Below are 26,163 nucleotides of genomic sequence, written 5' to 3' on the forward strand. Positions count from 1 at the left end.
TTTCCTGCTCATTTCCTATAATCCGCACAGACATCCACTTCCTTTGCTATCATCATACCCCAAAATCCATTTTCTATCATCCATAATTTCTTTTTTTGTATTATTTTAGTAAATTACGGTTATATTACGGAATAATCACTATATTTCAAATATATCTCTATTCTATTCCGTAATTTGCTGTAAGTAAATAGTTTAAAATGTGGAAGAGAGGTGTAAATGTATGGATAAAAACTTTATTGGAGAACGCATCAGCGAACTGCGTTTAAAGAAAAATGTATCTGAATATCAGATGAGTCTGGATCTTGGCAAAAATAAAAGCTACATCCAGTCCCTCACTTCCGGACGTTCTCTGCCTACCATGCAGAGCTTTCTGGATATCTGTGACTATCTGGAAGTCACTCCTCAACAGTTCTTCGATTCAGAGCTGCACAATCTTCCTCTGATTGACAAAGCAACTGATCTGATGAAACAACTCGATGACGAGGATATGCTTGCGCTCATTTCCATGCTGAATCGTCTGGCTCTAAAACGCAAATAGATTTCCGTGGCTGCCAAATCAAGGCAGCTTTTATTTTTATCATTTTTTCTTAAAATTTTTCAATCTTAAAGGAAAAGCCCCTATTACTCAATTGAATGGGTAATATATCCATTCGCCGTACCTTGAAAACAAAAGAAATCTTTCGGGAGATTGATATAGGTGACTGCAGATAGTTTGCATCTTCGCACGCCTGCAGCTTAATAGTTACAAAGTAACACCGTTTTACGTGGCCGGAGCGGGCATAGGAACTGGCTTCTGAAAGAATAACATAGACTTTTGGGATTTTAGCTTATAGCGCTTTTATTAGAGAGCTTTTACTCAAAATTTGATATAATAATAGACAGGTATCAAGTTGATTCCCTGTCTGTGGAAAGGAGATTCATGATAACTGTAACAAAAAGGGATTTGATTGAATTAGGCTATGGTCCTTCCTTTGCTGCTGATATTATTAAAAAAGCAAAGGAACTTATGGTAGAAAAGGGGCATACCTATTATCAATCCAGGAAATTAGACAGGGTTCCAAAAGAAGCCGTTGAAGAATTATTAGGGATTACTTTGCCCGATAAGCAAGAATGATCGTGCTTTTTGCATTTTAGTAAGGAGTGAAATCATGGCAAAAGATCCAATTAAAAAAGCAGAAAACGGCACTTATTATTTTCGAGCCAACCTCGGATATCATCCTGTAACCGGAAAACAGATTCAAAAATACCGCAGCGGATTCTCAACAAAAAAAGAAGCCCGTGCCGAGTATTCCAAATTGATTCTTGCATCAACGGAAGAATTAGCTGATAAGAAGGAAGACATTACCTTCAAAAAGTTTATTGAAGAAATCTATCTTCCGTGGTACAAAACTCAGGTGAAAGAAAGTACCTACAAGAATCGTTACTCGACCATTCAAAAACACTTTGCCTATTTCTACAAGAAGAAAGTGTCCGAAATAGAAGCGATAAATGTACAGACCTGGCAGCTCAAGTTGGCAAAACAATTCAGTCCAAACTATGTACGCATTGTTCAGGGAATGTTATGTTTAGCTTTTGACCGGGCGATTATCCTCGGACTTGCAAAGAAGAATCCTGCCCGCATGATCGGCAATATCAAATCTAAAAAAGTAAAGATCGACTTCTGGACTTTGGAGGAGTTTCAGAAGGTAATATCCCTGCTGTACAAAGGTGACTACTACGAGCACTATCTCTTCATCTCGTTCTGGCTTTTATTTATGACTGGAATGCGTATTGGAGAGGCTGCCGCCTTACAGTGGGATGATATTGATTTTGAAACAGGTATGCTGATTATTAGTAAAACACTGTACTATAAAACAATGAATGACTACAAATTCGTTGAACCTAAGACGCAGGCAAGCAACCGTACCATTTATATTGATGCTGATACCATCAAGGAATTACAAGAATGGAAGGCGGTCCAGGCAAAGGTTTTACCAAATTGTGGATTCGTCCTGAGTTATAACAGTACACCCACCAGCAAAACAACGCTTCCAAGAGCATTAGAGAAATTGGCAAATTTAGCTGGTGTCCACAGAATCAAAATTCATGCCCTGAGACATTCGCATGCTTCCCTGCTTATCAGCATGGGCGAAAATCCACTGCTGATTAAAGAGCGTCTTGGACATGAAAAAATACAGACGACACTAGGAACTTATGGTCATCTGTATCCAAACACCAATATTGAGATTGCAAAGAAGCTGACCGGGGTTCTCAGCTACCAGTCAGCTTCTCAAAGTATTGCTAATTATACCAGTAATCAGCATACTGCAATGTATCACAAAGAAATATAAAAATGCAATGATAATGCAATTTCAAACACCCAAAGCCGCAAAGCCCCGTGGTTACGGGCTTTGTAGCCCAGCGTCAACTATTCAAACTCAATCGTTCCAGGTGGCTTACTGGTCAGATCATAGAATACTCTGTTCACTCCACGTACTTCATTAATAATTCTGCTCATGACCCCCTGTAATACTGCAAATGGAATCTCTGCTGCTTCTGCGGTCATGAAGTCAATGGTATTGACTGCGCGCAGTGCCACTGCATAGTCATAGGTTCTCTCGTCACCCATAACGCCTACGGAACGCATATTGGTCAGAGCTGCAAAATACTGATTCGGCAGCCATTTCGGGTTCTCGCCATGCTCTTCCTTATAAGCTGCGGCAGCCTTATCTACTTCATCACGATAAATATAGTCTGCATCCTGTACGATCCGTACTTTCTCCGCTGTTACTTCGCCGATAATACGAATACCAAGTCCCGGTCCCGGGAATGGCTGACGGAATACCAGCTTCTCCGGAATGCCAAGCTCCAGTCCGGCTCTGCGGACTTCATCCTTGAACAGATCGCGGAGTGGCTCGATGATCTCCTTAAAGTCTACGAAATCCGGAAGACCGCCTACATTATGATGAGATTTGATCACCGCGGATTCTCCGCCAAGACCACTCTCTACCACGTCCGGATAAATAGTTCCCTGTGCCAGGAAGTCAACGGCACCAATCTTCTTTGCTTCTTCCTCAAAGATACGAATGAACTCTTCGCCGATGATCTTACGTTTTGCTTCCGGCTCGGTAACACCTGCCAGCTTCTTGTAATATCTCTCCTGTGCATTGACACGGATAAAGTTCAGGTCGAACTGACCATTCGGTCCGAATACGTTCTCTACCTCATCACCTTCATCTTTACGAAGAAGACCATGATCTACAAATACACAGGTCAGCTGTTTTCCAATTGCTCTGGAAAGAAGACCTGCTGCTACGGAAGAATCCACACCACCGGATAAAGCCAACAGTACGCGGCCATCGCCGACTTTCTCACGAATCTCTTTTACCGTATGTTCTACGAATGCATCCATCTTCCAGTCTCCGGCACATCCGCAGACATTTTTCACGAAGTTATTGATCATCTTCGTGCCTTCTGCTGTATGGAGTACTTCCGGGTGAAACTGAATTGCATACAGTTTTTCAGCCTCATTTTCAGCAGCCGCTACCGGACAGTCTGCCGTATGAGCAGAAATCTCAAATCCCGGAGCAATTTTTGAAATATAATCAAAATGACTCATCCAGCAGATCGTCTTCGGGGATACTCCCTCAAACACCTTGGAGTCCTTTTTGTCAATGATTACTTCTGTCTTACCGTATTCTCTTACCTCTGCACGCTCTACTTTTCCGCCAAGTACATGAGACATAAGCTGTGCACCATAGCAGAGACCAAGTACCGGAACTCCCAGTTTAAACAGCTCCTCTGTATAAGTCGGTGAATCCGGCTCATAACAACTGTTCGGTCCTCCTGTCAGGATAATTCCCTTCGGATTCATTGCCTTGATTTTCTCAATATCAGTTCTGTAAGAATAAATCTCACAGTATACATTACACTCTCTGACACGTCTTGCCACAAGCTGGTTGTACTGTCCACCGAAATCGAGAACGATCACCATTTCTCTGTTCAATCCGCTTTTCCTCCTAATTTCTCTCAATTGTCCTTATTATAGATTATGGGATATTTTCTGACAACCCCAAAACCGAATTTTATCCAATGATTGAAGAAATAAAAATGTCGGATCCCAACGCTTCACAGTGCCATTTAAAAATGGATTTCTTTTCCTTCTTTTCTCCACTGTCTAAACTCTGCAGATGCAGATAACAGCAGGTCAGATGAGGAATTCAGTGCGGTTTCCACAGAGTCCTGAATGACTCCGATGATAAATCCGACACCAACTACCTGCATGGCAATATCATTCGGAATACCGAACAGTGAGCATGCCATCGGAATCAGAAGCAGGGAACCGCCTGCCACACCAGATGCTCCGCAGGCAGCCAGGGTTGCCAGCACACTCAAAATAACTGCACTCGGAATATCCACCGCAATTCCCAGCGTATGTGCAGTTGCCAGTGCCATAACGGTAATCGTAATAGCTGCACCATCCATATTGATGGTTGCTCCCAGCGGGATTGTTACGGAATAAGTATCTTTATCAAGTCCCATCTCTTCGCATGCTTCCATATTAATCGGAATATTTGCTGCAGAGCTTCTGGTAAAGAATGCCGTGATTGCACTCTTCTTCAGGCATCTGAAAATAAGCGGAAACGGATTCTGACGGATACACCAGAATACCAGAATCGGATTGCTGACAAAATAAATAAACAGCATGGAGCCTACCAGTACCAGCAACAGTTTTCCATATTCGGTAAAAATGGAAAGTCCGTTGGTAGATACCGTGTTAAATACCAGTCCCATAATACCAAGCGGTGCAAAGCTGACGATCCAGGTAACAACTTTTGAAAGGCCATTGGAAATGTCATCGAACATTTTCTTGGTCTCTTCTTTTGCTCCTCTTAAGCCGATTCCAAACAAAACAGCCCATGCAAGGATACCAATATAATTTGCATTGATAATAGAAGCTACTGGATTACTGACAATGTTCATCAGCAGGGATTTCATCACTTCTGCGATTCCCTGCGGTGCAGACAGGTCCGTTGCTGCATCTGCCAGAGTCAGGGTTACCGGAAATGCAAAGGATGCAATCACCGCAACCAGCGCTGCCAGAAATGTGCTGAACATATACAGAATAATAACGGTTTTAATGACACCTCCGTGGCTTTTTCCGGAGTGGCATAAGGAACTGATAATCAGGAAAAATACAAGGAGCGGCGCAACCGCTTTCAATGCTCCAACAAATACATCTCCAAACAATGCGATTCCAGTTGCGGATGGGCATGCCATCCCAAGGACAGCGCCAAGAACCAGGCCTGCCACGATTCGTTTTACCAGGCTTACACTGGTCCATGCTTCATAAATCTTCTTCATAACGACTCTTCTTTCTCTCTTGTATTCCGCTATTTGTTCACGCGGATATTTCAAGTATACACAATAGCGTTTAAAAGTACAAATGTTTTTTTCTCGCGGACACTTCTGTATGAAATGTCTTTCTGTAATACTCCTTATTCCCTCTGCATAAATTGTAAAAACAGTTAAATCCGGGGGTTTTCTTTGAAAGAATATATTGAAGAGCGAGCTGTGGCCATCGCCAATTATATTATTGCCAACAATGCCACTGTACGGCAGACTGCCCAGAATTTCGGAGTGAGCAAATCCACGGTTCACAAAGACTGCGTGGAACGTATGAACGAAATCAATGCCTCGCTGGCCGCTGAAGTCCGTAAAGTGCTGGACATCAACAAATCAGAACGCCATATTCGGGGCGGACTTGCTACAAGGAAAAAATATCTTCAAAAAAAGTATTGACATTTTTATAGAAATAGCTATATAATATACAAGCAGTCTTGATTGAGCACATTGAGATTGCTTGCATGGGGTCTTAGCTCAGCTGGGAGAGCATCTGCCTTACAAGCAGAGGGTCATAGGTTCGAGCCCTATAGGCCCCATCATTTATGCAATTTCATATGGCGAGATAGCTCAGTTGGCTAGAGCACACGGTTCATACCCGTGGTGTCGAGGGTTCGAATCCCCCTCTCGCTACTAAGAAGACCGAAAGCAGTTTGCTTCCGGTCTTTTTCGTTTCTCTAAGTATTTAAAGGTCACTGCATTCCAGCACTTCTTTTTTCCTTATAAATTCACTGTACTGAAGTCCCCTGCCATCAAGCTCCATCTCTCCCACCTGATTGTCATAAGGATCTGCCCTCCAGCCATCCTTAGATACATCAAAATCTGCCTGAAATTCCGTGTTGGCCGTCATCCGGTAAGGATCCAGATTTCCAAAATAATGAACTCTGCGTTTTTCATCTCCGCGCTGTGCTGCGTCTCCTCCATAGGAAACATCTGCATAAAGCCAGCCGTAAGGTTCCACATAAAATCTTGCCCAGTCATGGGCACCGCAAAAGCCCGGCTCGGCTGCCCAGCCGCTCTCCCATTTTGCCGGAATGCCGGCACACCGGCACAGGGTAATAAATAACAGCGTCTGTACGCCACAGTCTCCAGTCAGATTTCTGGCACAGTTTTCCGCAATGGATTCCTGGCTGAAATAGGCTGGCATAAAGGAATACCGAACTTTCATTGTCACAAAATCATAAAACCGTCTTGCTTTTTCAAGAGGCGTCTCTGTACCATCTCCAAGCGTCCGCATCAATTCACGAATATAGGGCGTAAACAGAATATGTGGTGCCTGTTCCCGAAGCCATTGTTTTTCTGACTCCGGTACGAAAACAGACGTTTTTTCCGGATTTGCGAACAATTCTTTATAAACTGCTGTTCTTATATAGGAAAATTCTACTTCAAAGGGGTGATTTTTCTCCATAGTTTCTTCCCAGAATACCACTCTTTGCGGTGCATTTTCAGGAGAAATATACATGGGAACCGGTGTCACTTTTTCAATACGAATTTCCGTCTGGGAATCGCAGGCACAGGGAATGGGAAGATAAGCCCGCACTACCGCTCCTTTTCGAAAACCCTCATCCTTTAACTGCACTGAGGATCTGCAGTAAAAACGTTTTTCTGCTTTTCCATCCCGGTGCATAGCCTCTATCGCTTCCTGAAAATACCGTCCATTTCGAGGAGCGGTCTCTTTTCCGGCCCGTCCGGCCATCTCCGGATCGGTCCTGCATAGATTTTCAAAGAACCGGTCAAAATACCGCTTTTCTCCATTCTGATAGATCCAGCGGATCCGAAACTTCCGTTCCAGCTGATCAAATTCTTCCTCCGAAAAATCAGGAACTTCTTTCCTGGCAACGGCAAGGGCTTCCTCTCTGGTATATGGAAAATCAGAAGGAAGACGCCGGAGCATCTCCGCTTCTGTCGTAAGACAATGTCTCATGGCATCCGGGAGGTCCGGCGTTAAAAGATAACTTTCCATATCCTGCAGGGCGCCCTCAAAATCACCGAATAATTTCTTCCGATTAATTCTTTCCGGCAGCCCCATCTGCAGATACTGAAATGTATGATTAATATTCATTCGTCTTCCTCACATATCTTATACAAAGAGATGTAAAATAGCTCCCATTCCAAGTCCGAAGAAGTTTCCGAGAGCAGCTCCCAGCACTCCCATCAGAACTCCGATACCTGCATAAGACTCATGATATGCACACGCAATGATCGGTGCAGATGCAGATCCACCAATGTTTGCAACAGATGCGGTGGAGCACATGCAGAGATCCCAGTGGAATACTTTAGAGAGCAGGAACATAAGCACTACATGAACGATCAGTACAAAGATACCAAATACCACCCACATCGGAGCGGATACCAGATCGGTAAGTGTTGCAACAGATGCCAGCAGGGATACGACTGCATACAGGTAAACGTTGGAAAGTTCCTCCACTGCCGGAAGTTTTCCAAGCGGTGTCATAGCACAGATCAGACCAAGTACGGTTACAAATACAGTTGTACAGGTTCCTTTATCAAACATCGCAAGTCCTGCACCGGAAAGACCGCCCTGCATGGCTGCGCCAACCCACTGTGCCAGTGCGGAGACTGCCAGGGAAATACCGATAAGGAAAATCCAGTCTGCATAGGATGCATGCTGTTTTTCTTTTGCGACTTCCGCATTGGCAGCCTCTGCCACTGCTTTCAGTTTGGAAGTATCCGCCTTAACTGCATTATCCCATTTGTTGGAGTAACGAACCATCAGAAGAAGAAGGGCAATCCACAAAGAATAGCACACCGTATCCAGTGCCAGTGCACATCCGTAAGCACCTGCATCAACCGGCAGTGCATCCTGCATAGCAGCCATGTTGGCACTTCCGCCTACCCAGGAAGCATAGAGCGCTGCGGTAGCACCCCAGGTATCTGCACCGAGGAATCCTTTGAAAATCGGATAGCCGATGATAAATCCAATACCGATGGTAAAGGAGCATCCCAGGAAGATAGCAATCATACGGCCGGACAGTTTTGCCAGCTTGCGGAAATCGCAACGAAGCAGCATAACAAAGATCATGGCATAAAGAATGTTGTTCTTTAATGCACTGTAAGCAGCGCTGCATGCATCGGAGCTGTAAAGTCCTGCAGTACAGAAAATCATGTTCAGCACATAGATCCATACCAGAGGCGGAACTACATTAAATACTTTCCATTTTGCATATTTCTGAAGAGCCAGAAGACCGCCTGCGATAAACATCAGGACTGCCAGATAGGTAAAACCATTTGTAATAACCATAACATTTCCCCCTTTTATTATGTTGGTTTACAGATACTGAATCTTGCCCGGTTCAATTCCCTTGATGCCAAGTCCCGGTTCATCGGATACGGTAATATTTTTCTCATTAAATACTGCACCGCCGATAATCGGGTCTTCGCTGCAGAGCACCGGACCGTCCAGATCGATTTTGGTAATAATTTTCTTCGCACAGGCCAGTTCCACTGCTGCGTTGACAGAAATCTTTGCTTCCAGCATGCAGCCCAGCATGCACTCTACGCCATAAACTTCAGCCGCGGACACAATCTTCAGTGCATTGTAAAGACCGCCGCATTTCACCAATTTAATATTGACCAGATCTGCCGCACGCATCTGCATGATCTTTACCGCATCCTCCGGCGAGAAGACACTCTCATCTGCCAGTACCGGAACATAACTATTCTCCGTTACATATTTCAGGCCTTCCAGATCATGAGCTTTTACCGGCTGCTCTACCAGCTCAATCTGAAGACCTTTCTCCTGCATGCCATTCAGAATGCGGACTGCCTCTTTTGGCTCCCACGCTGTGTTGGCATCAATTCGGATGCAGACATCATCACCGACTGCTTTTCTGACTGCTGCCAGACGGTCGATATCCAGCTTCGGGTTCACACCGACTTTGATTTTCAAGCAGTCATAACCGCGCTGAATCGCATTGATGGCATCGGCTGCCATGGTTTCCGGATCATTGACACTGATGGTGATATCGGTCACAATATTCTTTCTTGCGCCGCCCATAAGTTTATACACCGGAATCTTATACAGCTGTCCATACAGATCCCACAGTGCAATGTCCACAGCCGCTTTGGCGGAACTGTTTTTTACCACACATTTCTGTACTTTCTGCAGTACATCCTCAAAATCATCCACATCCATACCGATAATACTTTTTGCAATGTGATCCTGGATAGCTCCGATAATAGCCCCTGTCGTATCTCCGGTAATGGCTCCCGTAGGCGGTGCCTCGCCATATCCGGTGTGTCCCGTGTCCGTGTGGATCTCAACAACGACGTCCTCCACACTGTCGACACTTCGCAGGGCAGTTTTAAAAGGAACCCGTAACGGGACTGATATCTTACCCAGACGAACTTCTGTAATCTTCATGTCTCTTCCTCTCCATTCTCTATATTGATCTTTCGCTGCTGCAAAAGGATCTCTCTATTTTGCCAGCCGGTACATGGCCTCCGCAATGATCTGTGCATTTTTCATGAGCTTCTCCACTTCGATAAACTCATCCGGCTTATGTTCCCGGACTTCATCCCCCGGAAAGATCGGGCCGAACGCTACGATATTGGGAATTGCCTTCGCATAAGTACCGCCGCCGATGGACTTTGGTATGGGTTCAAGTCCCGTATGATCTGCATATACCCCCAGCAGTGTCTGAACCAGTTCGCTTTCTTCCGGCACATACAAACTCTTCTTATGCCGCTCCCCGGTCTTTGTAAATCCGGCATCCGCAAATGCCTGCTCCAGAATTGGGGCACAGTCCTCATAAGATTTGGTCACCGGATACCGGTAATTAATCTCCAGTGCCGCGCTGTGGTCATCCCCTTCCAGCGTCCCCAGATTCAGGGACAAATTTCCGGAAATCTCATCGGCCATCTCAATACCAAGAGAAGTTCCCTTTGTCTCCAATCCAATCTTTTCTTCCAGGAACCGCACCCACCGATCTGCTTCTTCAGAAAGCGGCAGCTCACACAGCGCTTCCAGCAATAATCCGATGGCATTCACGCCCAGCTCTGGTGTTGCGCCGTGCGCGCTAAGTCCGGCTGCGGTGATCTGAACACCCTCCTCCGTCTTCTCATACTGAATCCGGTCATCCGACTTCTTTAATAAAGAAGCAGCCAGTTCTGCCGGGCAGACAACTTTTGCCTTTGCCTCCGCAGGTACGACATTCGGTGCCGAACCTCCGTGAATCTCCAGAATTCGGACATCTCCATCCTGTGTGTAATTTCTGGAAAAGTTCACATTGATCAGACCCTTTTCCCCGTTAATCACCGGGTACTCACCGTCCGGCGTAAATCCCATGACCGGAATCTCACCGCCGTGGCTTCGGTAATATTTCATATCGTTGGAACCGGTCTCCTCATTAGTTCCGAACAGAAGACGAATTCTTCTTCGAATAGGAAGCCCGCTGTCCCGGAGCGCCGCCAGCGCATACAGTGCGGCAATGGTCGGTCCTTTATCATCCATGGCTCCCCGGCCAAAGACTTTTCCGTCACGAATCTCACCACCAAAAGGATCAAAACTCCATCCGTCCCCTTCCGGCACCACATCCAGATGTCCCAGAACGGCTACCATCTCTTCTCCTTCGCCATACTCGCACCAGCCCATCTGATGATCCAAATCTATGGTTGCAAAGCCAAGTGCTTCCGCCGTTTTCAGTGCATGATCCAGACAGTCCTGCACTCCTTTTCCATATGGATACTGCTCGGATGCTTCTCCCTGTACGCTTCGGATCCGGATGCTTTCCTGAAGGCTTTTCAGCAGCTGTTCTTCATACCCTTTCACTGCTTCCTGTAATTCCATCCTCCGTCCTCCCTTGTTTCCTTGTATTCTTGTATACAAGTTATACCAGAAATTTTATGCTTTTTTTATACTTTCGTCAACCTATACTTTCACTTTCTCATATTCTGTGATATGATTGTGAATATTTACGAAAGAAAGGACTGTTTTTATGTTAAATGCCATTGAAACCATAAATACAGCCGTCAACAACTTCATCTGGGGTGTTCCGGCCATGGTCTGCATCATCGGTGTAGGTCTGTATTTAAGTATCCGAACCGGATTTCTCCAGATTCGGAAGTTTCCATATGCCATCCGGACGACCATCGGACGAATGTTCCGCAAAAAGGATGCTTCGGACGGCGCCATTACTCCCTTTCAGGCGGTCTGCACCGCTCTGGCTGCCACCGTCGGCACCGGAAATATTGCCGGAGTTGCCGGCGCGCTTGCCATCGGTGGTCCGGGCGCAGTCTTCTGGATGTGGGTTTCTGCCCTGCTCGGTATGTGTACCAAATTTTCTGAAGTTACCCTGGCAGTCCAGTTCCGCGAAACCAATGCGGATGGAGAGCTGGTTGGCGGACCTATGTACTATATTAAGAACGGACTGCCCAAATGCTGGCACTGGCTTGCATATCTTTTTGCCGCATTCGGTGTACTGACGGTCTTCGGTACCGGAAATGCAACCCAGGTTAATACGATTACCACTGCCATCAATTCTGCCCTGACCAACTATGGTCTGCTGAAACCGGACCAGATTTCCACTTCCAATCTGATCATTGGCATCGTCATCACCATCATGATTGCCATGATTCTGTTAGGCGGCATCAAACGAATCGGTCAGGTGACCGAAAAACTGGTTCCATTCATGGCACTGCTTTATATCGTACTGGCTCTTGGTGTAATTCTTCTCAACCTTCATGTAGTTCCGAGTGTATTTGCTTCCATTATTGAAGGTGCGTTCCATCCTTCCGCAATCACCGGTGGTGTCGTGGGAAGTCTGTTCCTTAGTATGAAAAAGGGTGTTTCCAGAGGAATTTTCTCCAATGAGGCTGGTCTTGGTACCGGATCCATTGCCCATGCATGTGCCGATACCAGAAAACCTGTAAAGCAGGGAATGTTCGGTATCTTTGAGGTATTCACGGATACCATCCTGATCTGTACCCTGACCGCTCTGGTCATTCTCTGCAGCCAGGTATCCATTCCTTACGGCCAGGCGGCTGGAGCCGAACTGACCATTCAGGGCTTTACCGCCACATATGGTAACTGGGTATCCATCTTTACCGCTGTTGCCATGTGCTGTTTTGCATTCTCTACTATTCTCGGATGGGGACTTTATGGCGCACGCTGTATTGAATTTCTGTTCTCCAGCAAGGTCACCAAACCATTCATGGTTGTCTACTCCCTGGTCGCTATCCTCGGTGCTACGGCTGATCTGGGACTCATGTGGAACATTGCCGAGACCTTTAACGGTCTTATGGCCATTCCGAACCTGATTGCCCTGTTCCTGTTATCCGGAACGGTAGTTAAACTGACCAAAGCGTATTTTGCACAGGAAAATCCGTAAAACAATTATGAAATAATACAAGACCCGGAAGACTTGAACTTCGTCTTCCGGGTCATATTTTTATACTTTTAAATTCTTACGCTTCTTTTTCCGTGAATACCACGTATTCGCCGCCGTAATTGCCCCACCAGGTGCTCGGGTAATCCCCTGTCATATAGATGGTACAGAACAGCATCTCCGTTGCATTCAGCTTTGCACAGATAGAAAGTAAAATTTCATTAACAGGGAACAGTACCTGTCCTTCTTCATGCTCCATCTGATGGATGTATTCTAATTCCTGATACGTCAGCACCGTATCGATCTGCTGCCGTGCCTGCTCCGGCAATGTAAAATAGTAGAAATCCACATACATATTTTTGCAGCCGAGCATTTCCCACATTTCCATAAATTTATCCACCGCCTGAAATGCATTCATCCGGATAATCTGATTTTCATACTGCTGCATGCCATCCGTCACTTTTTCAAAATAAATGGCTCCTTCTTTTTTCAACTCTTCCACTGTCATCATGAATATTTTTCCTCCAGATTCTGCGGCACTTCTGCGCCTTATTCCGCAGATGCCGGATGCATTCGTTTTACCGGATTCCCCGGTAGGATGTCCTTATATCGATAAATGCTGAGCACCAGCCCGGTCAGGATATAAGAACTGACCATATTACTGCCGCCTGCGGAAAAGAAGGGAATGGTAATGGCTGCAGACGGAAGCAATCCCAGGTTCATGACAAGCACCAGTCCTGACTGAGCTAAAAGCACCATACTACAGCCATAGCCGACCATCATCCCCAGCTGATTTTTCTGATGAGAAGATATGTGAAACATTTTCACCCACAGGAGCAGAAGTAATGCCACTGCTGTCACCGCCGCCAGTAATCCATAGGCGGAAGTCAGACTTACGAGAATGTACTCACTGTTCCATCCCGGCAGTTTCTGCCAGACATGATTCCCTGAAGCTCCCAGTAGCCGACTTGTCCTGAGACACTCATATGCAGTCTGCGCAGCATAACTTGGCTCACCATATCCAAGCCATGCCTGTAATCTCTTTACCTGATATTCTGCAAGCATTCCCGTTCCGAGCATCATCGCCGGAGCCAGTATCATCATTCCCCATACAGCTGCCAGCATTTTCCTCGGACTGACCTGATACCAGCCCTTTCCTACTGCAATGGAGAACAATAACAGACAGATAAACAGAAGCATCACTGCCTGATTCAGTCCTGGAAGCCGAAGCACCAGAAATACCGGCAGCAATGTCCAGATCAGAAGTCCTGTAAGTCCTTTATAACTTCTTCCTCTGTAGGTGTACAGTACCGCAGCATACGCAGGAACATACAGCCAGATCATTCCAAAGGTCGGAATCATCACCGGCCCGACCCGCAGGCCATAGATTCTCCCATATACCTGTACTCCCGTAACCAGTGACAGCAGAATAAAAAGGAGAATTCCACCTGCAATCTGTCTGCTCCATTTACCAAGAACACTGTAATCAATCCGGCAGACCAGAAGCATCAGCAAAAATCCGGTCACGGTATATTTCACCTGCTGATGAAACCAGTACTCCATTCCATTTATGGAATTATCTCCTGCGAGGAATAGCATGGCTCCATAGAACACAAGACTCAACACACTGATCAGGCTGACCAGTACCAGCATCTCCACCGACATATGGGGCCGATGAATCCGGTCCAGCGCCACACCAGTTTCCACAGGATCGCCCATTTCCCGGACTGCAAGCTCCAACGCCTGTTCGTGATCCGTTCCTTCTTCTTCAAAGGCTTCGGCCTGATCAAGAATATGGTCTTTTAATTCTTCCGCAATGGAATCATGTATCTTGCTGCAGCGCACCTGTTCTGTCACTGTTCTGAGGTATTCATCCATTCTCATGTTTACACCTCCATCGCCAGAACATTGCCGACTGCTTTTGAATATTCCTTCCACTCCTCTTTTTTCTGCTCCAGATGCTTTCTGCCTTCCGGAGTAATCTGATAATATTTCCGGACTTTCCCCAGCACTTCCTGCTCATAGGAATTCAGGAACTGTTTTTCTTCCAGACCGTGAAGCAGTGGATACAGCGTTCCCGCTTTCAGCTCAAATACATTTTCTGAACGCTTCTTCAGCGTATCAATCATCTCATACCCATACATGTCTTTTTCTGAAAGCAGTCTCAATATCAGCATCCCCATACTTCCGGACACCAGACTTCTGTCAATTGCCATAATAGGATCCTCCTGTCATTATATAGTTTATCTATATATAGATTAACTATATAGTATATCGACAATCTATATATGTCAATTGTTTTTCATAAAAATTATCCTTCTGCCTGGATCTCCGGCTGAAAATCATCCGTATCCCCGCAGAAATAACCACCCAGATGGCTGCTGATATATTCCATTACCTTTTTTGCCTCTTCAAAATCATCCGGGCGAATCGTCACAGCATAGGCTGTATGAAGACTGCGATCTTTCATATAAGCTTCCATGGCTTCATCTTCTGAAGCACCGCCAAGGTTCTCCATATCCACGGAGCCTGCCTCCGGAAGTTCAATCTCCACTACTTCCGCTTCTTCCCAGTATTCTGCCTTCCAGCTCTTCTCCTCTGCGAAAAGCCCATAAATCTGAGCCGGTGTAATCTCATCTTCTGCCAGATACAGCCATTCTTTCGGCATCTGCGGACCTTTCGGTGCCTTTGGTACTTTTGCAGGACTGTGTTTCTGAACCGGCTTCTTTCCGGGTTTTCTGTTATCTTTCTTTGTCATCGGTTTCATTTCCTTTCTGTTCTTCCTTCTGTAAACGAAATGCTGTTCTTGGCTCCACACTGATTCGAATGTCACAGTCTGAACAATGCTCTCCATTGATACAAAGTTCATAAGATGCCGTCATCTCAATCTTTTCCTCTTCCACTCCAAGACGAACCCCGGTCGTACGCGTTGCCACCATAAAAGAACCAAAGGGCACGTTATAGGCAGTTTCACTGGTTGTGCCTTCCTCAAATACCATCTCTGCCGTTACCGGTCCTCTCTTTCTGATGGAAACACTCCGTTCATTCAGTTTCAGCATATTTCTGACCGGCTTATCATGTCCTTCCAGCATCTCATCAAAGAACAGATAATGTACTCCATCCTTCTCATGGTATTCTCCCAAATGTACCATTTCGATATTATCCTGCTCTCCGTCTGCCAGCTGCAGGCCAGAGATGGTTACGGTTACTTCTTTTGTCAAATACATCTTCCCCCATCTGTCATTATTTTACTTATTCTATCATCTTTCCAACGAGTAGTGAAGTCCTTTCGCCAGTCGGAAATTCACCTTCACCGGAAGACGGTTCGGATTTGGCCGTTCATAAAATATCGTCCACCAGGACACGCTCTCCGTTACCGGAAGGGATGCACCTGCACATTCCAGGCACTGCATACTTCCAATCCCTAATGCCAGCAAAAGCACCAATATCGCAAATAATTTTCTCATGGTCTGTCCGCTCCTTTCCGTTGAAGTATGGACAGGCATATTTCTTCTTATACAAAAAGATGGACCAAAAGGTCCATCCCCTAGCGTTTTACATTATAAGGTGTTGTGATGTACAACTGCTTTGCAAGCCCGCTGGCTTTCAGATCTTTCTGCGCCTGTCGTGCTTTTGCCGGACTGTCGAAAATACCGAATACGGTCGGACCGCTTCCGCTCATCATGGCACCGACTGCTTCATGTTCCATCATACGCTCCTTGATCTGACGGATCACCGGATAATTCGGAATCGTCACCGTCTCCAGCACATTTCCCATACGCTCGCACAAAAGCTTCAGATCCTTCTGCTTCATGGCCTCGATCATACTGTCCACATCCGGATGCTGCTCCGGCCTCAAATCATTCGCATGCAGATTCTCATAGACAAATTTGGTGGACACGCTGATACCAGGTTTTGCAATGAGAATCGTACATTTCGGCATGGACGGAAGGACACTTAATTTTTCTCCGATTCCTTCTGCCAATGCAGTTCCCCGCTGAATACAATAAGGAACATCCGCTCCCAGTTTCACACCCCGGTCCATCAGTTCCTGGCGGGACAGCCCCAGGCCATACATCTGGTTGATTCCCCAGAGAACAGCTGCTCCGTCGGAACTTCCACCCGCCATACCTGCTGCCACGGGGATCCGTTTTTTCAGTTGAATCGACACGCCATCCTGAATGTCAAATTCATCCATCAGAAGCTTTGCTGCCTTGTAAACCAGATTATTTTCGTTGGTCGGCAGATAATAAAGGTTGGTCTTCACCTGGATCCCCGGTATCTTTGTTCTGCGGATTTCCAGATCATCATGCAGTCCAATGGTCTGCATAATCATCTTTACCTCGTGATAACCATCCTCTCTTCTGCGCAGTACATCCAGCCCCAGATTGATTTTCGCCAGCGCCTTCAGCTGTATTCTGTCTTTCATGTGTGTCTCCTTATTTCTTTTCGCATTTGGTTTTATTTTAATCTATTTTAGAGGCAGATACAATTGTTTTTTCCGCCATTTTCTTGACCAGCAGAAGACGGACACCAGGTTTCACATTTTCTTCCTTCAGTCCGTTTAACTCCATCACCGCCTGGCAGGTGGTGGAATGCATTTTGGAAATTTCCCACAAGGTTTCTTCAGGCTGCACCACATGAACGACTATCCCCGGAAGGCTTCTGAGCCGTTCCATATCAAGCGGCGCCTCTTCCAGATCTTCCACCAGTCCCAATGTCTCCTGCTTACCGAGCAGTACCTGCACCTGCAGCATTGCTTTTACTTCCAGTTCTCTGGCTGATATCATGCTCACCGTCAGCTGGTCCATGCTCATTCGAAGCTGCCATCTGCCCTCTGACGTTTCCCGAAGTTCCGCTGTATGCTCATATGGGATACTATAGGTACTGCAGGCAAAGGGTTGTGCATCATCTTCCGTGGCATAGAGCACCCACAGTTCCACATTTCCCTGCATCTTTAATCCCTGAGCAGACACTTCCGTATAGTCGCTGTGTACCTGCCCTCCCACGCAGAGAATCTGCATCATGTCAGGATCTGCCTCTCCAATGGTCGGACGGGCCGATACCCGTGCTCTGGAATCGGACACCTGCAGTATATGATCCCACTGATATTCCTTTCGGATCGGTGTAATTTCCTTTGACAGACTATATGCATCCTGCAGCACATCACAGGTACTGTCCTCAAAATACCTCATAAGAAGTTCCAGTACCACATCAATCCGTATCGTTCTTGGTTCACCGTCATAGTCTGCCTGCAGCTCCGCTTCTCCCTTGAGCAGCGTCACTTCCGTCATGCCGGACAAGCCAGTTCTGCTCAGTTCACATTCCACATCATTTCGGAATGGAATACTCTGCTCCAGCCATTGAAGCCGACCTTCCTCCTCACTCTCATACAGGAAGAATACCATCAGTTCTCCCTTCACCTGGATTCTTCCATCTTCCAGTCTGGTTTCCGCTCCCTGCAGACGAATTTCTTTCCAGAGAATTCTTTGGACATTCGGCTTTCCGGGTGGCAGATTCATATCTTCCCGCACCCGGATGGTATCCTTTTTATGTATGATTTCCTGCTGCAGCTGCACCGGACTCCTTCGCATGAGCAGATCCTCTGACTCTGTCACTTCTGACACCAGCGGAACCGGCTGCTCACGGTATGCCTCCCCTTGCATGGACAAAATTACTTTAATATTTGCTTTTCTGGAATGAATTTCTGATATATGAAGATCCTCCTGCTTCCAATGAAAATCCAGAACATCTCCCTCTTCCAGTTCGTTCAGAAAAACAGTCTCATCTACAGGAATGCTTCCCTCCAGCACTTCCGGCATCCGGTTTTGATCTTCACCAATATATAAGATCCTGTACACAAAAACGCCTCTCACTTTTATTTTCCCGGTTTCTCCTTTGATTTCATCTGGACAGAATTCGCCCTGTCCGTGAATAATTTTAAAAATATCCGCTTTCTGATCCGGTACATTCAGATCTTCTTCCAATGTAATCTGACTGAGTGCTGTTCCCTTTTGTCTGTTTAGATTGATAAATGACCTCTCCAGCTCCATATCTTATCTCTTTCCTTTCTTATTCGAATACCACAGATTTGTCAAGATACTCTAATTTTAGTACTATATAAGGGCAGGTCACCGCTTCTGCCGTCTGTTCCTGGCTTCCGGGACCCACCAGTTCTGTATCCACATAGATCGCGTTTTTTGTCAGATACAGATCCTTGACAGAAATGCTGTAACCGCTGGTTTTCTGTTCTCCATATCCTACACAGATGTAAAGATACCCTTCATCTTCATAAGTTACTTTAAAAGACTTGCTCTTCTTCTCTTCCAGTACATTTCTTAATTCTTCCGGCACTTTTTCCAGATCCATCACCGTAAAATCCAGATCCTGCAGGCGTTCCTCGTCCTGCGTTTCCACACCGCACCCCGCGAGCAGCAGCACTGCCAGAATAATCAGGCACCATTTTCTCATAAACCCGCACTTCTTCCTGCCATTTGTTCTATCTTATGACGAAAAAAGACTTTTCAGACCAGACCAGGTAAAGTATAATGAAGGTTATGAATGAAAACATGGGGGAATTTATTATGCACTTTAAAATAGCTGAAGATGACAAAACCAATCACCGCTACAGCGGAGTCCTCGCTCATCCGACTTCCTTCCCATCTTCTTATGGGGTCGGTGATATGGGGAAGGAAGCATACAACTTCATTGACTTTCTGCACATGGCAGGTCAGCATCTCTGGCAGGTTCTGCCCCTTGGCCCTTGTGGCAATGGAAACTCTCCTTATCAGAGTTTTTCCGTCTTTGCAGGACAGCCCCTTCTCATCAGTCCGGATCTGCTGATTGAGAAAAAACTTCTTACCAGAGAGGATCTGGAACCGATTCCGGAATTCAATCCGGACAAAGTAGAATACACCAAAGTCACGGAGTATAAGACCGGACTGTTTCGGAAAGCCTATCAGAACTTCCGCCACACCTCAGATAAGAATCTGCTGGAGGAATATGATTCCTTTCAGAAAAATAATAAGTTCTGGCTGGAAGACTACTGTCTCTATATGGCAGGAAAAGATTATCATGAGAATCTGCCCTGGTATGAGTGGGAAGACAGCCTCCTGGATCCGACACCTGCAGAGCGCGCTGCCTGGCTTAAGCTTCTGGAAACAGAAGTCGACTATTACTGCTTCGTACAGTTCTGCTTCTTCAGTCAGTGGTATGCACTGAAGGATTATGCAAATGAAAAAGGAATTGCCATCATCGGTGATATTCCGATCTTCACCTCCCCGGACAGCGCTGATGTCTGGGCAAATAAAAGTATGTTCTGCCTGGATACCAAGGGCCATCCGTTGGAAGTAGCCGGAGTTCCGCCAGACTATTTTGCTGCTGAGGGACAGCTGTGGGGTAACCCCCTCTATGACTGGAAAGCACATAAAAAGGACGGCTATCGCTGGTGGATTGAACGCGTCCGCCACCAACTGGATCAGGTAGATTATGTCCGCATCGACCATTTCCGCGGATTTGAAGCTTACTGGGCAGTTCCGGCAGGCGAGAAGACTGCTATGAACGGTAAATGGAAGAAAGGTCCTGGCGAGGAACTGTTCCGTGCCATTGAAAAAGCATTAGGCGAAGAACTCCCGATTTTTGCAGAAGATCTTGGCATTATTACACCGGAAGTAGAAAAGCTGCGAGATTCTCTCGGTTATCCGGGCATGAAGGTTCTGCAGTTTGGTTTTGATGGACTTGGAGAGAGTTCTTTCCTTCCCCATCAGCTTGACACCCGGAACTGTATCTGCTATACCGGAACCCATGACAATGATACAACCCTTGGCTGGTATCAGCATACAGCCCATCAGAATCAGGACAAAGTGCGCCGTTATATGAATACGGACGCTTCCAGCATCAGCTGGGATTTCATCCGCGTCTGCCTGGGTACCATTGCAAGATATGCCATTTTCCCGGTACAGGATCTTTTGAATCAGGGAAGTGAACACCGCATGAACACCCCTGGTACCGCAGCCGGCAACTGGGAGTACCGCTTCCGCGCCGGACTTCTGAACGAAGGCATGGCAAAAGGACTTCGCCAGATGACCGAACTGTTCGGCCGTTTCGGTTGATGCGCACCGTTTTAAGGAGTTTTATATGATACGTTTAATTTTAATAGCAACAATTCTGATCCTTTACCTGATCATCGGCATTCCGGTTCTTCTGATCGAATGGGTGATTGGTAAATTCAATCCACGCGCAAGAGATATCAGCAGCCTTCGTATGGTACAGGCAGCCTTCAAACTCATGCTGTGGATCACCGGTTCCGATATTACCTATATCGGTCATGAAAATGTGCCAAAAGATCAGGCTGTTCTCTATGTCGGAAATCACTGCAGCTATTTTGATATTCTGCTCACCTATTCCATGTGTCCGGATCTGACCGGATATGTGGCAAAGGCTGAGATGCTCAAAGTACCACTCCTGCGCGACTGGATGAAACGGCTTTATTGTCTTTTCCTGGATCGTTCCAACGTCAAGGAAGGATTAAAAACCATTCTGACTGGTATTGAATATATTAAGAAGGGAATCTCTATCTGTATTTTCCCGGAAGGCACCAGAAGTAAGGACGGAAACATGATTCCGTTCAAAGAAGGCAGCATGAAGATGGCGTCCAAAACCGGATGTCCCATCATTCCTATTGCCATCACCAATTCCGCGCAGATCTGGGAAGCACATCTTCCTTATATCAGACCTGCCCATGTCATCGTAGAATACGGTGCACCCATTTACCCGAAGGAACTTTCCAAAGAAGATCAGAAGTTTCTCGGGTCCTATGCCCAGCATAAAATTCAGGAAATGCTGGATCAGCATAAACAGGAGGATTGATTATGAAAATCGTAGTTCTTGCAGGAGGCATCAGTACCGAACGTGATGTATCTCTCTGCAGTGGAAGAAATATTTATGAAGCATTAAAAGGAAACGGACACGATGTGGTTCTGGTGGACTTATTTCTGGGTCTGCCGGAAGAAAAAGAACCATTAGATCATCTGTTCACAGATGATCGCGACTGGGCCGCTTCTGTTGGTGCCATTGCGGAGGATGCCCCGGATATCGCCCATGTAAAAGCGCTCCGCCCTGATTACAGAAGTCTTCTGGGACCAAATGTCCTGAAACTCTGCGAACTGAGTGATATGGTATTTCTGGCTCTTCACGGAGAGAACGGAGAGGACGGCAAGATTCAGGCCCTCTTCGATCTGATGGGCATTCACTATACCGGGACCGGGTACACCAGCAGTGCCCTCTGCATGGATAAAAACATTACCAAGCAGATGTTCCGGGGACGGAATGTTCCGACACCTCCCGGTATCACTGTTCAGAAAGGAAAACCATTCCGTCTTCCGGAAAGCGTCGGTTATCCCTGCATGGTCAAGACCTGCTGCGGCGGTTCTTCCGTAGGTGTTTACCGTGTAAATGATGCCTCCGAACTGGAGAAAGCACTGGATGAAGCCTTTACCTTTGAAGATCAGGCCATTATCGAGCGCTGCATTATCGGCCGTGAATTTTCCATTGCCGTTATCGAAGGGGAAGCACTCCCGATCATTGAGATCGCACCGATCAGCGGCTTTTATGATTATAAAAATAAATACCAGCCCGGCAGCACCATCGAGACCTGCCCGGCGAAACTTCCGGAAGAGACCGCTGTCCGCATGCAGCGTCACGCAGAAGCAGCCTGTGCTTCCGTAGGAATCGAAGGATATGCCCGTGTGGACTTCATGCTGGATGACCGTACCGGTGAAGACTATGCCCTGGAGGTCAATACCCTTCCCGGCATGACCCCTACCAGTCTGATGCCCCAGGAAGCACAGGCGATTGGTTACTCTTTCCCGCAGCTCTGTGAGTGGATTCTGAATGTTTCCACGAAGAAATACGCGAATACGGAAAGGAACTAACCCATGAAACATTTTACTGTCAGACAGTTTAAAGATGCATGTCATGCACGTTATTTTGGACCGGAAGAAGCGCTCGACCAGGAGCTTTCCGGTGTGGAGACCGACAGCCGCAGGATCACGAAAGGCACTCTCTTTGTCGCCATTCCCGGAGAACGTGTCGATGGTCACAAATTCATTCCGGACGTCTATGCCAAAGGGGCTGCCTGTGCCTTAAGCCAGCAGGAGCTGACCGATCCAGCAGGCCCTTATCTTCTGGTGGAAGATACCCAGCAAGCCCTGAAGGCGGCCGCTGAAAGCTACCGCCAGACACTTGACATTCCGGTTATCGGTATTACCGGAAGTGTAGGAAAGACCAGCACCAAGGAGATGATAGCTTCCATTTTAAGTCAGAAATATCATGTTCTGAAAACCCAGGGGAATTTTAACAATGAACTTGGTGTGCCGCTGACCATTTTCCGTATCGGAGAAGAACATGAGGTGGCAGTCGTCGAGATGGGGATGAACCATTACGGCGAGATGCACCGCCTAAGCAAAATGGTGCGTCCGACCCACTGTCTCTTCACCAACATCGGCGTTGCCCATCTGGAATTTCTTGGTTCCAGAGACGGTATTTTAAAAGCGAAATGTGAGATGTTTGATTATGCTGCTGACGATGTAAAAGCATTCGTCAACGGGGACGATGATAAACTGATTACGTTAAAAGACATTGCCCGTACTTTCGGTATGGACCCGTCCCGCGATGTATGGGCGGATTCTGTGGAAAAGCTGGGATTCGACGGTGTCCGCTGCCGGATTCACACAGACGCAAAAAACTCCTTTGAAGCAGTCATTCCCCTGCCCGGCACCCACATGGTCTACAATGCCATGGCTGGCACCTGCATCGGATTGTCCTTAGGTCTTTCCATCGACGAAATCCGTTCCGGCATCGAGAGCCTGAAGCCACTGCCCGGCCGCAGCAATATTCTTCATACCGAACATTACACACTGCTTGATGACTGCTACAACGCAAACCCAGCTTCCATGATGGAATCCCTGAACGTGCTGGATGACACCCACTCCCGAAAAGTAGCCATTCTTGGTGACATGGGAGAACTCGGTCCCCAGTCCGACTCACTTCATGCTTCCGTGGGCGAGCATCTGAAAAATCTGCATGTGGATATTCTTGTGACTATCGGAACTTTGAGCACCGCTCTTCACGAAGCAGCAAAAAAATCTGCTCCGCAGACCAGATGCCTGCATTTTGCAGATGTGGACAGCTTCTTAAAAGAAACCGATCAGATCTTAAAATCCGGCGATGCCGTTCTTGTAAAAGCGTCCCATTCCATGGGATTTACGAAGATCGTGGAGGCGTTGAAATAAACCGAAGTGACTGCTGCACTGCCAACAAAAAGAACTGATGAAAAGCAGATCCAACATCAAATCTGTTTTTCATCAGTTCCAGTTCTCTTCCTATTCTGTTTTACTTTTCAGACAATCGCACACGGAATCTGGGATGTAAGCATCTCCTTCAACTCCTGCTTGGTCTTTCCCAGCACAAAAGCCAGTTCCCCACACAGTGACTCTTCTACCATTTTCTGATAACGCTCGTCCACTGATGCAATTCTCTTACCCGTTTTCAATCGATCCTGTTTGCGTTCATACAATGTTTTCAAAAGTGATGCCCATATTTTCTGGTTGCCGGAATAAAGAGCTTTCTTATAGGTATCTTCCCGCAATTTTTCGATTCCAATCTGTATCTTCTCAATTGTAGGAAATTCTTCCAGAAGGCATAATGCTTCCTCCTTTGTCATCAGGTATCTGGCATTCCTATTTTCGCGATCCGCCGGATAATAGATTCTGCTTCCCCTTGTTCCTACAGGTACCAACACATAGTACAGTTTCTTCTCATCTGCTTCTGACATATTAAGATGGGTAATATCCTCTACCAGACAAATTCCATGCTGTCCATAGACAATATATTCCCCTTTCTGAAACATCAGCCTTCCTCCTTTCCTTTTTTACCAATATACATTAATATTACCAATTTTTCCGCAAATTAGTAAGTATTTTTTTGAAAAAGAGAAAATTTCGGCATTTTTACCTACCGAGGAGCTGCACTTTTTATTACTTTTTCCTATAAAAATTACTGTTGATTCAGATATGCACATGCTGCAAGTGCCGCTACTGCGCCATCTGCAGCAGCCGTCGCCAGCTGACGCACTTCCTTTGTACGGCAATCCCCTGCCACAAAAATTCCTTTCACATTTGTGTGACAATTTTCTCCAGCTTTCACGTAACCATGTGCATCCAGTTCCACCATTCCGGCAAATTTTTCATTCTGAGGCATCTGGCCGATAGCCACAAAGACGCCGGATACCGGGATCGTCTGCTCCTCTTTTGTCTCTACATTTTGTACGATAAGAGACTCCAGAGAATCGGTTCCATTTAATGCCGTCACTTTACTGTTCAGAACGAACTCCACATTTTTCTTTTGTTTCAGGGACTGCACCAGCTTCTCTTCCCCGCGAAATTCCGATCTCCGGTGAATCACATACACTTTGCTGCAGTAATTGGCAAGAAATGCCGCATCTTCCAGTGCGGTGTTGCCGCCACCGACCACTGCTACCCCTCTTCCCCGGAAAAACATGCCATCGCAGGTAGCGCAGTAAGACACTCCCGCTCCGATGAGTTCCTGCTCCCGCGGCAGGGAAAGGGGGCGATTCTTTGCTCCCGTCGCCAGAATCACACTGCGGCATTCATAGGAATCTTTCGTTGTCTTTACCAGCTTCCCGGATTCTGCCGTTTCAATAGCGGTGACCTGTTCAAAGCGGATCTCCGCTCCCAGATCCTTTGCCTGCTCATACAGATTTTTTGCATATTCAAAACCGGAAATTTCCTTGATTCCTGGGTAATTCTCTATTTTCGGTGTATTGATAATCTGACCGCCATAAGTCTTTGCTTCCAGCACCAGCACGCTTTTTCCGGCGCGCACTCCATAAATAGCTGCCGTCAGCCCGGCCGTTCCCGCACCGACAATGATAATATCATACATGATGTATCTTCCTTTCATTTCTTTTCTATCAGTATACCCCAGGCAAAGGAATACTTATGTGACTTTGTCACAGATAAAACATATTTTTCCAGTATAATAGGGATTATAAGACAAAAGAATTTAAGAGAAAGGGGTACAACCATGAGTACAATACAGATAACAAAAGATAATTTTGAGCAGGAAGTTCTTTTATCCGACAAACCGGTGCTTCTGGACTTCTGGGCATCCTGGTGCGGACCCTGTGCCGCAGTCAGCCCGATTGTGGAAGAGATTGCAGAAGAAAACGCCGACACCTTGAAAGTCGGAAAGGTCAACGTCGATGAGCAGGTGGAACTGATGCAGCGTTTCCACATTGCCAGCATCCCTATGTTTATCGTTATCAAAGATGGTGAAGTTGCAAAAAAGTCTATTGGACTGCTTAGCAAGGAAGAACTGCTGGATTTATTAAAATAAAAAACACTCATAAAAAACT

General features: G+C 46.3%; 27 protein-coding genes and 2 tRNA genes. 12 read left to right on the plus strand and 17 right to left on the minus strand.

Annotation, left to right across the window (positions count from 1 at the left end):
- Positions 1-220: 220 nt before the first annotated feature.
- From ACZMB2_RS10965 to ACZMB2_RS10975, 3 genes are all read left to right on the plus strand, one after another.
- Positions 221-538 carry a helix-turn-helix domain-containing protein gene (locus ACZMB2_RS10965; protein ID WP_005333350.1) on the plus strand — a complete coding sequence of 106 codons (318 nt, stop codon included), beginning with the start codon at positions 221-223 and terminating at the stop codon, positions 536-538.
- Between the two features lie 381 nt (positions 539-919).
- Positions 920-1,114 (plus strand): DUF3173 domain-containing protein, encoded by a 195-nt coding sequence (locus ACZMB2_RS10970; protein WP_005333349.1) that lies wholly within the window; start codon positions 920-922, stop codon positions 1,112-1,114.
- Between the two features lie 34 nt (positions 1,115-1,148).
- Positions 1,149-2,330: a site-specific integrase gene (locus ACZMB2_RS10975; RefSeq protein ID WP_005333347.1), complete on the plus strand. Its 1,182-nt coding sequence runs from the start codon at positions 1,149-1,151 to the stop codon at positions 2,328-2,330.
- A gap of 77 nt (positions 2,331-2,407) precedes the next feature.
- On the opposite strand, the gene guaA is transcribed toward ACZMB2_RS10975, so the two are convergent.
- Both guaA and sstT read right to left on the minus strand, forming a co-directional pair.
- Positions 2,408-3,985, minus strand: coding sequence for a glutamine-hydrolyzing GMP synthase (gene guaA / locus ACZMB2_RS10980; protein WP_487596785.1), 1,578 nt, complete (start codon positions 3,983-3,985; stop codon positions 2,408-2,410).
- Positions 3,986-4,119: 134 nt separating this feature from the next.
- Positions 4,120-5,343, minus strand: a complete 1,224-nt coding sequence (gene sstT / locus ACZMB2_RS10985; RefSeq protein WP_487596786.1) for a serine/threonine transporter SstT — start codon at positions 5,341-5,343, stop codon at positions 4,120-4,122.
- Positions 5,344-5,526: 183 nt separating this feature from the next.
- Between sstT and spoIIID the strand changes: the two genes are divergently transcribed.
- The 3 genes from spoIIID to ACZMB2_RS11000 all read left to right on the plus strand — a co-directional run bounded on the left by spoIIID (position 5,527) and on the right by ACZMB2_RS11000 (position 6,015).
- Positions 5,527-5,781, plus strand: a complete 255-nt coding sequence (gene spoIIID / locus ACZMB2_RS10990; RefSeq protein WP_118770863.1) for a sporulation transcriptional regulator SpoIIID — start codon at positions 5,527-5,529, stop codon at positions 5,779-5,781.
- A 67-nt stretch (positions 5,782-5,848) separates the two neighbouring features.
- A tRNA-Val gene (locus ACZMB2_RS10995) sits at positions 5,849-5,921 on the plus strand.
- 20 nt (positions 5,922-5,941) lie between these two features.
- A tRNA-Met gene (locus ACZMB2_RS11000) sits at positions 5,942-6,015 on the plus strand.
- A gap of 52 nt (positions 6,016-6,067) precedes the next feature.
- Here ACZMB2_RS11000 and ACZMB2_RS11005 read toward each other — a convergent pair.
- Genes ACZMB2_RS11005 through pepV form a run of 4 tightly spaced genes read right to left on the minus strand, consistent with a single transcriptional unit; the run spans position 6,068 to position 11,191 of the window.
- Positions 6,068-7,444 carry a transglutaminase-like domain-containing protein gene (locus tag ACZMB2_RS11005; protein WP_487596787.1) on the minus strand — a complete coding sequence of 459 codons (1,377 nt, stop codon included), beginning with the start codon at positions 7,442-7,444 and terminating at the stop codon, positions 6,068-6,070.
- A gap of 18 nt (positions 7,445-7,462) precedes the next feature.
- A complete protein-coding gene (locus tag ACZMB2_RS11010; protein WP_118770865.1) occupies positions 7,463-8,644 on the minus strand; it encodes a DUF819 family protein in 1,182 nt (393 codons plus the stop codon).
- A gap of 27 nt (positions 8,645-8,671) precedes the next feature.
- Complete coding sequence (locus ACZMB2_RS11015) at positions 8,672-9,766, minus strand: dipeptide epimerase (protein ID WP_487596788.1); 1,095 nt, start codon at positions 9,764-9,766, stop codon at positions 8,672-8,674.
- Between the two features lie 54 nt (positions 9,767-9,820).
- Entirely contained in the window at positions 9,821-11,191 is a 1,371-nt protein-coding gene (gene pepV / locus ACZMB2_RS11020; RefSeq protein WP_118770867.1) for a dipeptidase PepV, read from the minus strand.
- 148 nt (positions 11,192-11,339) lie between these two features.
- On the opposite strand from pepV, the gene ACZMB2_RS11025 reads away from it, so the two are divergent.
- On the plus strand, positions 11,340-12,731 hold the full coding sequence (locus tag ACZMB2_RS11025; protein WP_308459776.1) for an alanine/glycine:cation symporter family protein: 1,392 nt from the start codon (positions 11,340-11,342) through the stop codon (positions 12,729-12,731).
- A gap of 76 nt (positions 12,732-12,807) precedes the next feature.
- On the opposite strand, the gene ACZMB2_RS11030 is transcribed toward ACZMB2_RS11025, so the two are convergent.
- From ACZMB2_RS11030 to ACZMB2_RS11070, 9 genes are all read right to left on the minus strand, one after another.
- On the minus strand, positions 12,808-13,239 hold the full coding sequence (locus tag ACZMB2_RS11030) for a hypothetical protein (protein WP_118770869.1): 432 nt from the start codon (positions 13,237-13,239) through the stop codon (positions 12,808-12,810).
- 38 nt (positions 13,240-13,277) lie between these two features.
- Positions 13,278-14,612: an FtsW/RodA/SpoVE family cell cycle protein gene (locus ACZMB2_RS11035; RefSeq protein ID WP_487596789.1), complete on the minus strand. Its 1,335-nt coding sequence runs from the start codon at positions 14,610-14,612 to the stop codon at positions 13,278-13,280.
- A 2-nt stretch (positions 14,613-14,614) separates the two neighbouring features.
- Positions 14,615-14,944: a PadR family transcriptional regulator gene (locus ACZMB2_RS11040; protein ID WP_118770871.1), complete on the minus strand. Its 330-nt coding sequence runs from the start codon at positions 14,942-14,944 to the stop codon at positions 14,615-14,617.
- A 95-nt stretch (positions 14,945-15,039) separates the two neighbouring features.
- Entirely contained in the window at positions 15,040-15,486 is a 447-nt protein-coding gene (locus tag ACZMB2_RS11045) for a hypothetical protein (protein ID WP_487596790.1), read from the minus strand.
- On the minus strand, positions 15,470-15,949 hold the full coding sequence (locus ACZMB2_RS11050; protein WP_487596791.1) for a YwiB family protein: 480 nt from the start codon (positions 15,947-15,949) through the stop codon (positions 15,470-15,472). The genes ACZMB2_RS11045 and ACZMB2_RS11050 overlap by 17 nt, the downstream gene beginning before the upstream one ends.
- 39 nt (positions 15,950-15,988) lie before the next feature.
- Positions 15,989-16,195 carry a hypothetical protein gene (locus ACZMB2_RS11055; protein WP_487596792.1) on the minus strand — a complete coding sequence of 69 codons (207 nt, stop codon included), beginning with the start codon at positions 16,193-16,195 and terminating at the stop codon, positions 15,989-15,991.
- Between the two features lie 80 nt (positions 16,196-16,275).
- Positions 16,276-17,157, minus strand: a complete 882-nt coding sequence (gene ispE, locus ACZMB2_RS11060) for a 4-(cytidine 5'-diphospho)-2-C-methyl-D-erythritol kinase (protein WP_487596793.1) — start codon at positions 17,155-17,157, stop codon at positions 16,276-16,278.
- Between the two features lie 37 nt (positions 17,158-17,194).
- The gene (locus ACZMB2_RS11065) at positions 17,195-18,781 is read right to left on the minus strand and encodes a DUF3794 and LysM peptidoglycan-binding domain-containing protein (protein ID WP_487596794.1); all 1,587 of its coding nucleotides are present in this window, start codon (positions 18,779-18,781) and stop codon (positions 17,195-17,197) included.
- Between the two features lie 19 nt (positions 18,782-18,800).
- On the minus strand, positions 18,801-19,199 hold the full coding sequence (locus tag ACZMB2_RS11070; RefSeq protein WP_487596795.1) for a protease complex subunit PrcB family protein: 399 nt from the start codon (positions 19,197-19,199) through the stop codon (positions 18,801-18,803).
- A 113-nt stretch (positions 19,200-19,312) separates the two neighbouring features.
- Between ACZMB2_RS11070 and malQ the strand changes: the two genes are divergently transcribed.
- From malQ to ACZMB2_RS11090, 4 genes are read left to right on the plus strand one after another with little or no spacing between them, the layout of a single operon-like run.
- Positions 19,313-20,839 (plus strand): 4-alpha-glucanotransferase, encoded by a 1,527-nt coding sequence (malQ, locus tag ACZMB2_RS11075; RefSeq protein WP_487596796.1) that lies wholly within the window; start codon positions 19,313-19,315, stop codon positions 20,837-20,839.
- A 25-nt stretch (positions 20,840-20,864) separates the two neighbouring features.
- On the plus strand, positions 20,865-21,596 hold the full coding sequence (locus ACZMB2_RS11080) for a lysophospholipid acyltransferase family protein (protein WP_487596797.1): 732 nt from the start codon (positions 20,865-20,867) through the stop codon (positions 21,594-21,596).
- Positions 21,597-21,598: 2 nt separating this feature from the next.
- Positions 21,599-22,660 (plus strand): D-alanine--D-alanine ligase family protein, encoded by a 1,062-nt coding sequence (locus tag ACZMB2_RS11085; RefSeq protein ID WP_487596798.1) that lies wholly within the window; start codon positions 21,599-21,601, stop codon positions 22,658-22,660.
- 3 nt (positions 22,661-22,663) lie between these two features.
- Entirely contained in the window at positions 22,664-24,019 is a 1,356-nt protein-coding gene (locus ACZMB2_RS11090; protein WP_487596799.1) for a UDP-N-acetylmuramoyl-tripeptide--D-alanyl-D-alanine ligase, read from the plus strand.
- Between the two features lie 107 nt (positions 24,020-24,126).
- Here the strand turns inward: ACZMB2_RS11090 and ACZMB2_RS11095 are convergent, their stop codons facing one another.
- Both ACZMB2_RS11095 and trxB read right to left on the minus strand, forming a co-directional pair.
- Positions 24,127-24,636 (minus strand): CarD family transcriptional regulator, encoded by a 510-nt coding sequence (locus ACZMB2_RS11095; protein WP_487596800.1) that lies wholly within the window; start codon positions 24,634-24,636, stop codon positions 24,127-24,129.
- Between the two features lie 146 nt (positions 24,637-24,782).
- Entirely contained in the window at positions 24,783-25,691 is a 909-nt protein-coding gene (gene trxB, locus ACZMB2_RS11100) for a thioredoxin-disulfide reductase (protein WP_487596801.1), read from the minus strand.
- Positions 25,692-25,796: 105 nt separating this feature from the next.
- Here trxB and trxA point away from each other — a divergent pair, with 105 nt between their 5' ends.
- Positions 25,797-26,144, plus strand: coding sequence for a thioredoxin (trxA, locus tag ACZMB2_RS11105; protein WP_487596817.1), 348 nt, complete (start codon positions 25,797-25,799; stop codon positions 26,142-26,144).
- Positions 26,145-26,163: the final 19 nt, after the last annotated feature.

This window comes from Hominiventricola sp., assembly GCF_057604405.1.

What these genes read in the sequence shown, in the direction of transcription:
- ACZMB2_RS10965 (WP_005333350.1), top strand. Translation starts at nt 221, where the DNA reads ATGGATAAAAACTTTATTGGAGAACGCATCAGCGAACTGCGTTTAAAG.
- ACZMB2_RS10970 (WP_005333349.1), top strand. Translation starts at nt 920, where the DNA reads ATGATAACTGTAACAAAAAGGGATTTGATTGAATTAGGCTATGGTCCT.
- ACZMB2_RS10975 (WP_005333347.1), top strand. Translation starts at nt 1,149, where the DNA reads ATGGCAAAAGATCCAATTAAAAAAGCAGAAAACGGCACTTATTATTTT.
- sstT (WP_487596786.1), bottom strand. Translation starts at nt 5,343, where the DNA reads ATGAAGAAGATTTATGAAGCATGGACCAGTGTAAGCCTGGTAAAACGA.
- ACZMB2_RS11005 (WP_487596787.1), bottom strand. Translation starts at nt 7,444, where the DNA reads ATGAATATTAATCATACATTTCAGTATCTGCAGATGGGGCTGCCGGAA.
- ACZMB2_RS11010 (WP_118770865.1), bottom strand. Translation starts at nt 8,644, where the DNA reads ATGGTTATTACAAATGGTTTTACCTATCTGGCAGTCCTGATGTTTATC.
- ACZMB2_RS11015 (WP_487596788.1), bottom strand. Translation starts at nt 9,766, where the DNA reads ATGAAGATTACAGAAGTTCGTCTGGGTAAGATATCAGTCCCGTTACGG.
- pepV (WP_118770867.1), bottom strand. Translation starts at nt 11,191, where the DNA reads ATGGAATTACAGGAAGCAGTGAAAGGGTATGAAGAACAGCTGCTGAAA.
- ACZMB2_RS11025 (WP_308459776.1), top strand. Translation starts at nt 11,340, where the DNA reads ATGTTAAATGCCATTGAAACCATAAATACAGCCGTCAACAACTTCATC.
- ACZMB2_RS11030 (WP_118770869.1), bottom strand. Translation starts at nt 13,239, where the DNA reads ATGATGACAGTGGAAGAGTTGAAAAAAGAAGGAGCCATTTATTTTGAA.
- ACZMB2_RS11035 (WP_487596789.1), bottom strand. Translation starts at nt 14,612, where the DNA reads ATGAGAATGGATGAATACCTCAGAACAGTGACAGAACAGGTGCGCTGC.
- ACZMB2_RS11040 (WP_118770871.1), bottom strand. Translation starts at nt 14,944, where the DNA reads ATGGCAATTGACAGAAGTCTGGTGTCCGGAAGTATGGGGATGCTGATA.
- ACZMB2_RS11045 (WP_487596790.1), bottom strand. Translation starts at nt 15,486, where the DNA reads ATGACAAAGAAAGATAACAGAAAACCCGGAAAGAAGCCGGTTCAGAAA.
- ACZMB2_RS11055 (WP_487596792.1), bottom strand. Translation starts at nt 16,195, where the DNA reads ATGAGAAAATTATTTGCGATATTGGTGCTTTTGCTGGCATTAGGGATT.
- ispE (WP_487596793.1), bottom strand. Translation starts at nt 17,157, where the DNA reads ATGAAAGACAGAATACAGCTGAAGGCGCTGGCGAAAATCAATCTGGGG.
- ACZMB2_RS11065 (WP_487596794.1), bottom strand. Translation starts at nt 18,781, where the DNA reads ATGGAGCTGGAGAGGTCATTTATCAATCTAAACAGACAAAAGGGAACA.
- ACZMB2_RS11070 (WP_487596795.1), bottom strand. Translation starts at nt 19,199, where the DNA reads ATGAGAAAATGGTGCCTGATTATTCTGGCAGTGCTGCTGCTCGCGGGG.
- malQ (WP_487596796.1), top strand. Translation starts at nt 19,313, where the DNA reads ATGCACTTTAAAATAGCTGAAGATGACAAAACCAATCACCGCTACAGC.
- ACZMB2_RS11080 (WP_487596797.1), top strand. Translation starts at nt 20,865, where the DNA reads ATGATACGTTTAATTTTAATAGCAACAATTCTGATCCTTTACCTGATC.
- ACZMB2_RS11085 (WP_487596798.1), top strand. Translation starts at nt 21,599, where the DNA reads ATGAAAATCGTAGTTCTTGCAGGAGGCATCAGTACCGAACGTGATGTA.
- ACZMB2_RS11090 (WP_487596799.1), top strand. Translation starts at nt 22,664, where the DNA reads ATGAAACATTTTACTGTCAGACAGTTTAAAGATGCATGTCATGCACGT.
- ACZMB2_RS11095 (WP_487596800.1), bottom strand. Translation starts at nt 24,636, where the DNA reads ATGTTTCAGAAAGGGGAATATATTGTCTATGGACAGCATGGAATTTGT.
- trxB (WP_487596801.1), bottom strand. Translation starts at nt 25,691, where the DNA reads ATGTATGATATTATCATTGTCGGTGCGGGAACGGCCGGGCTGACGGCA.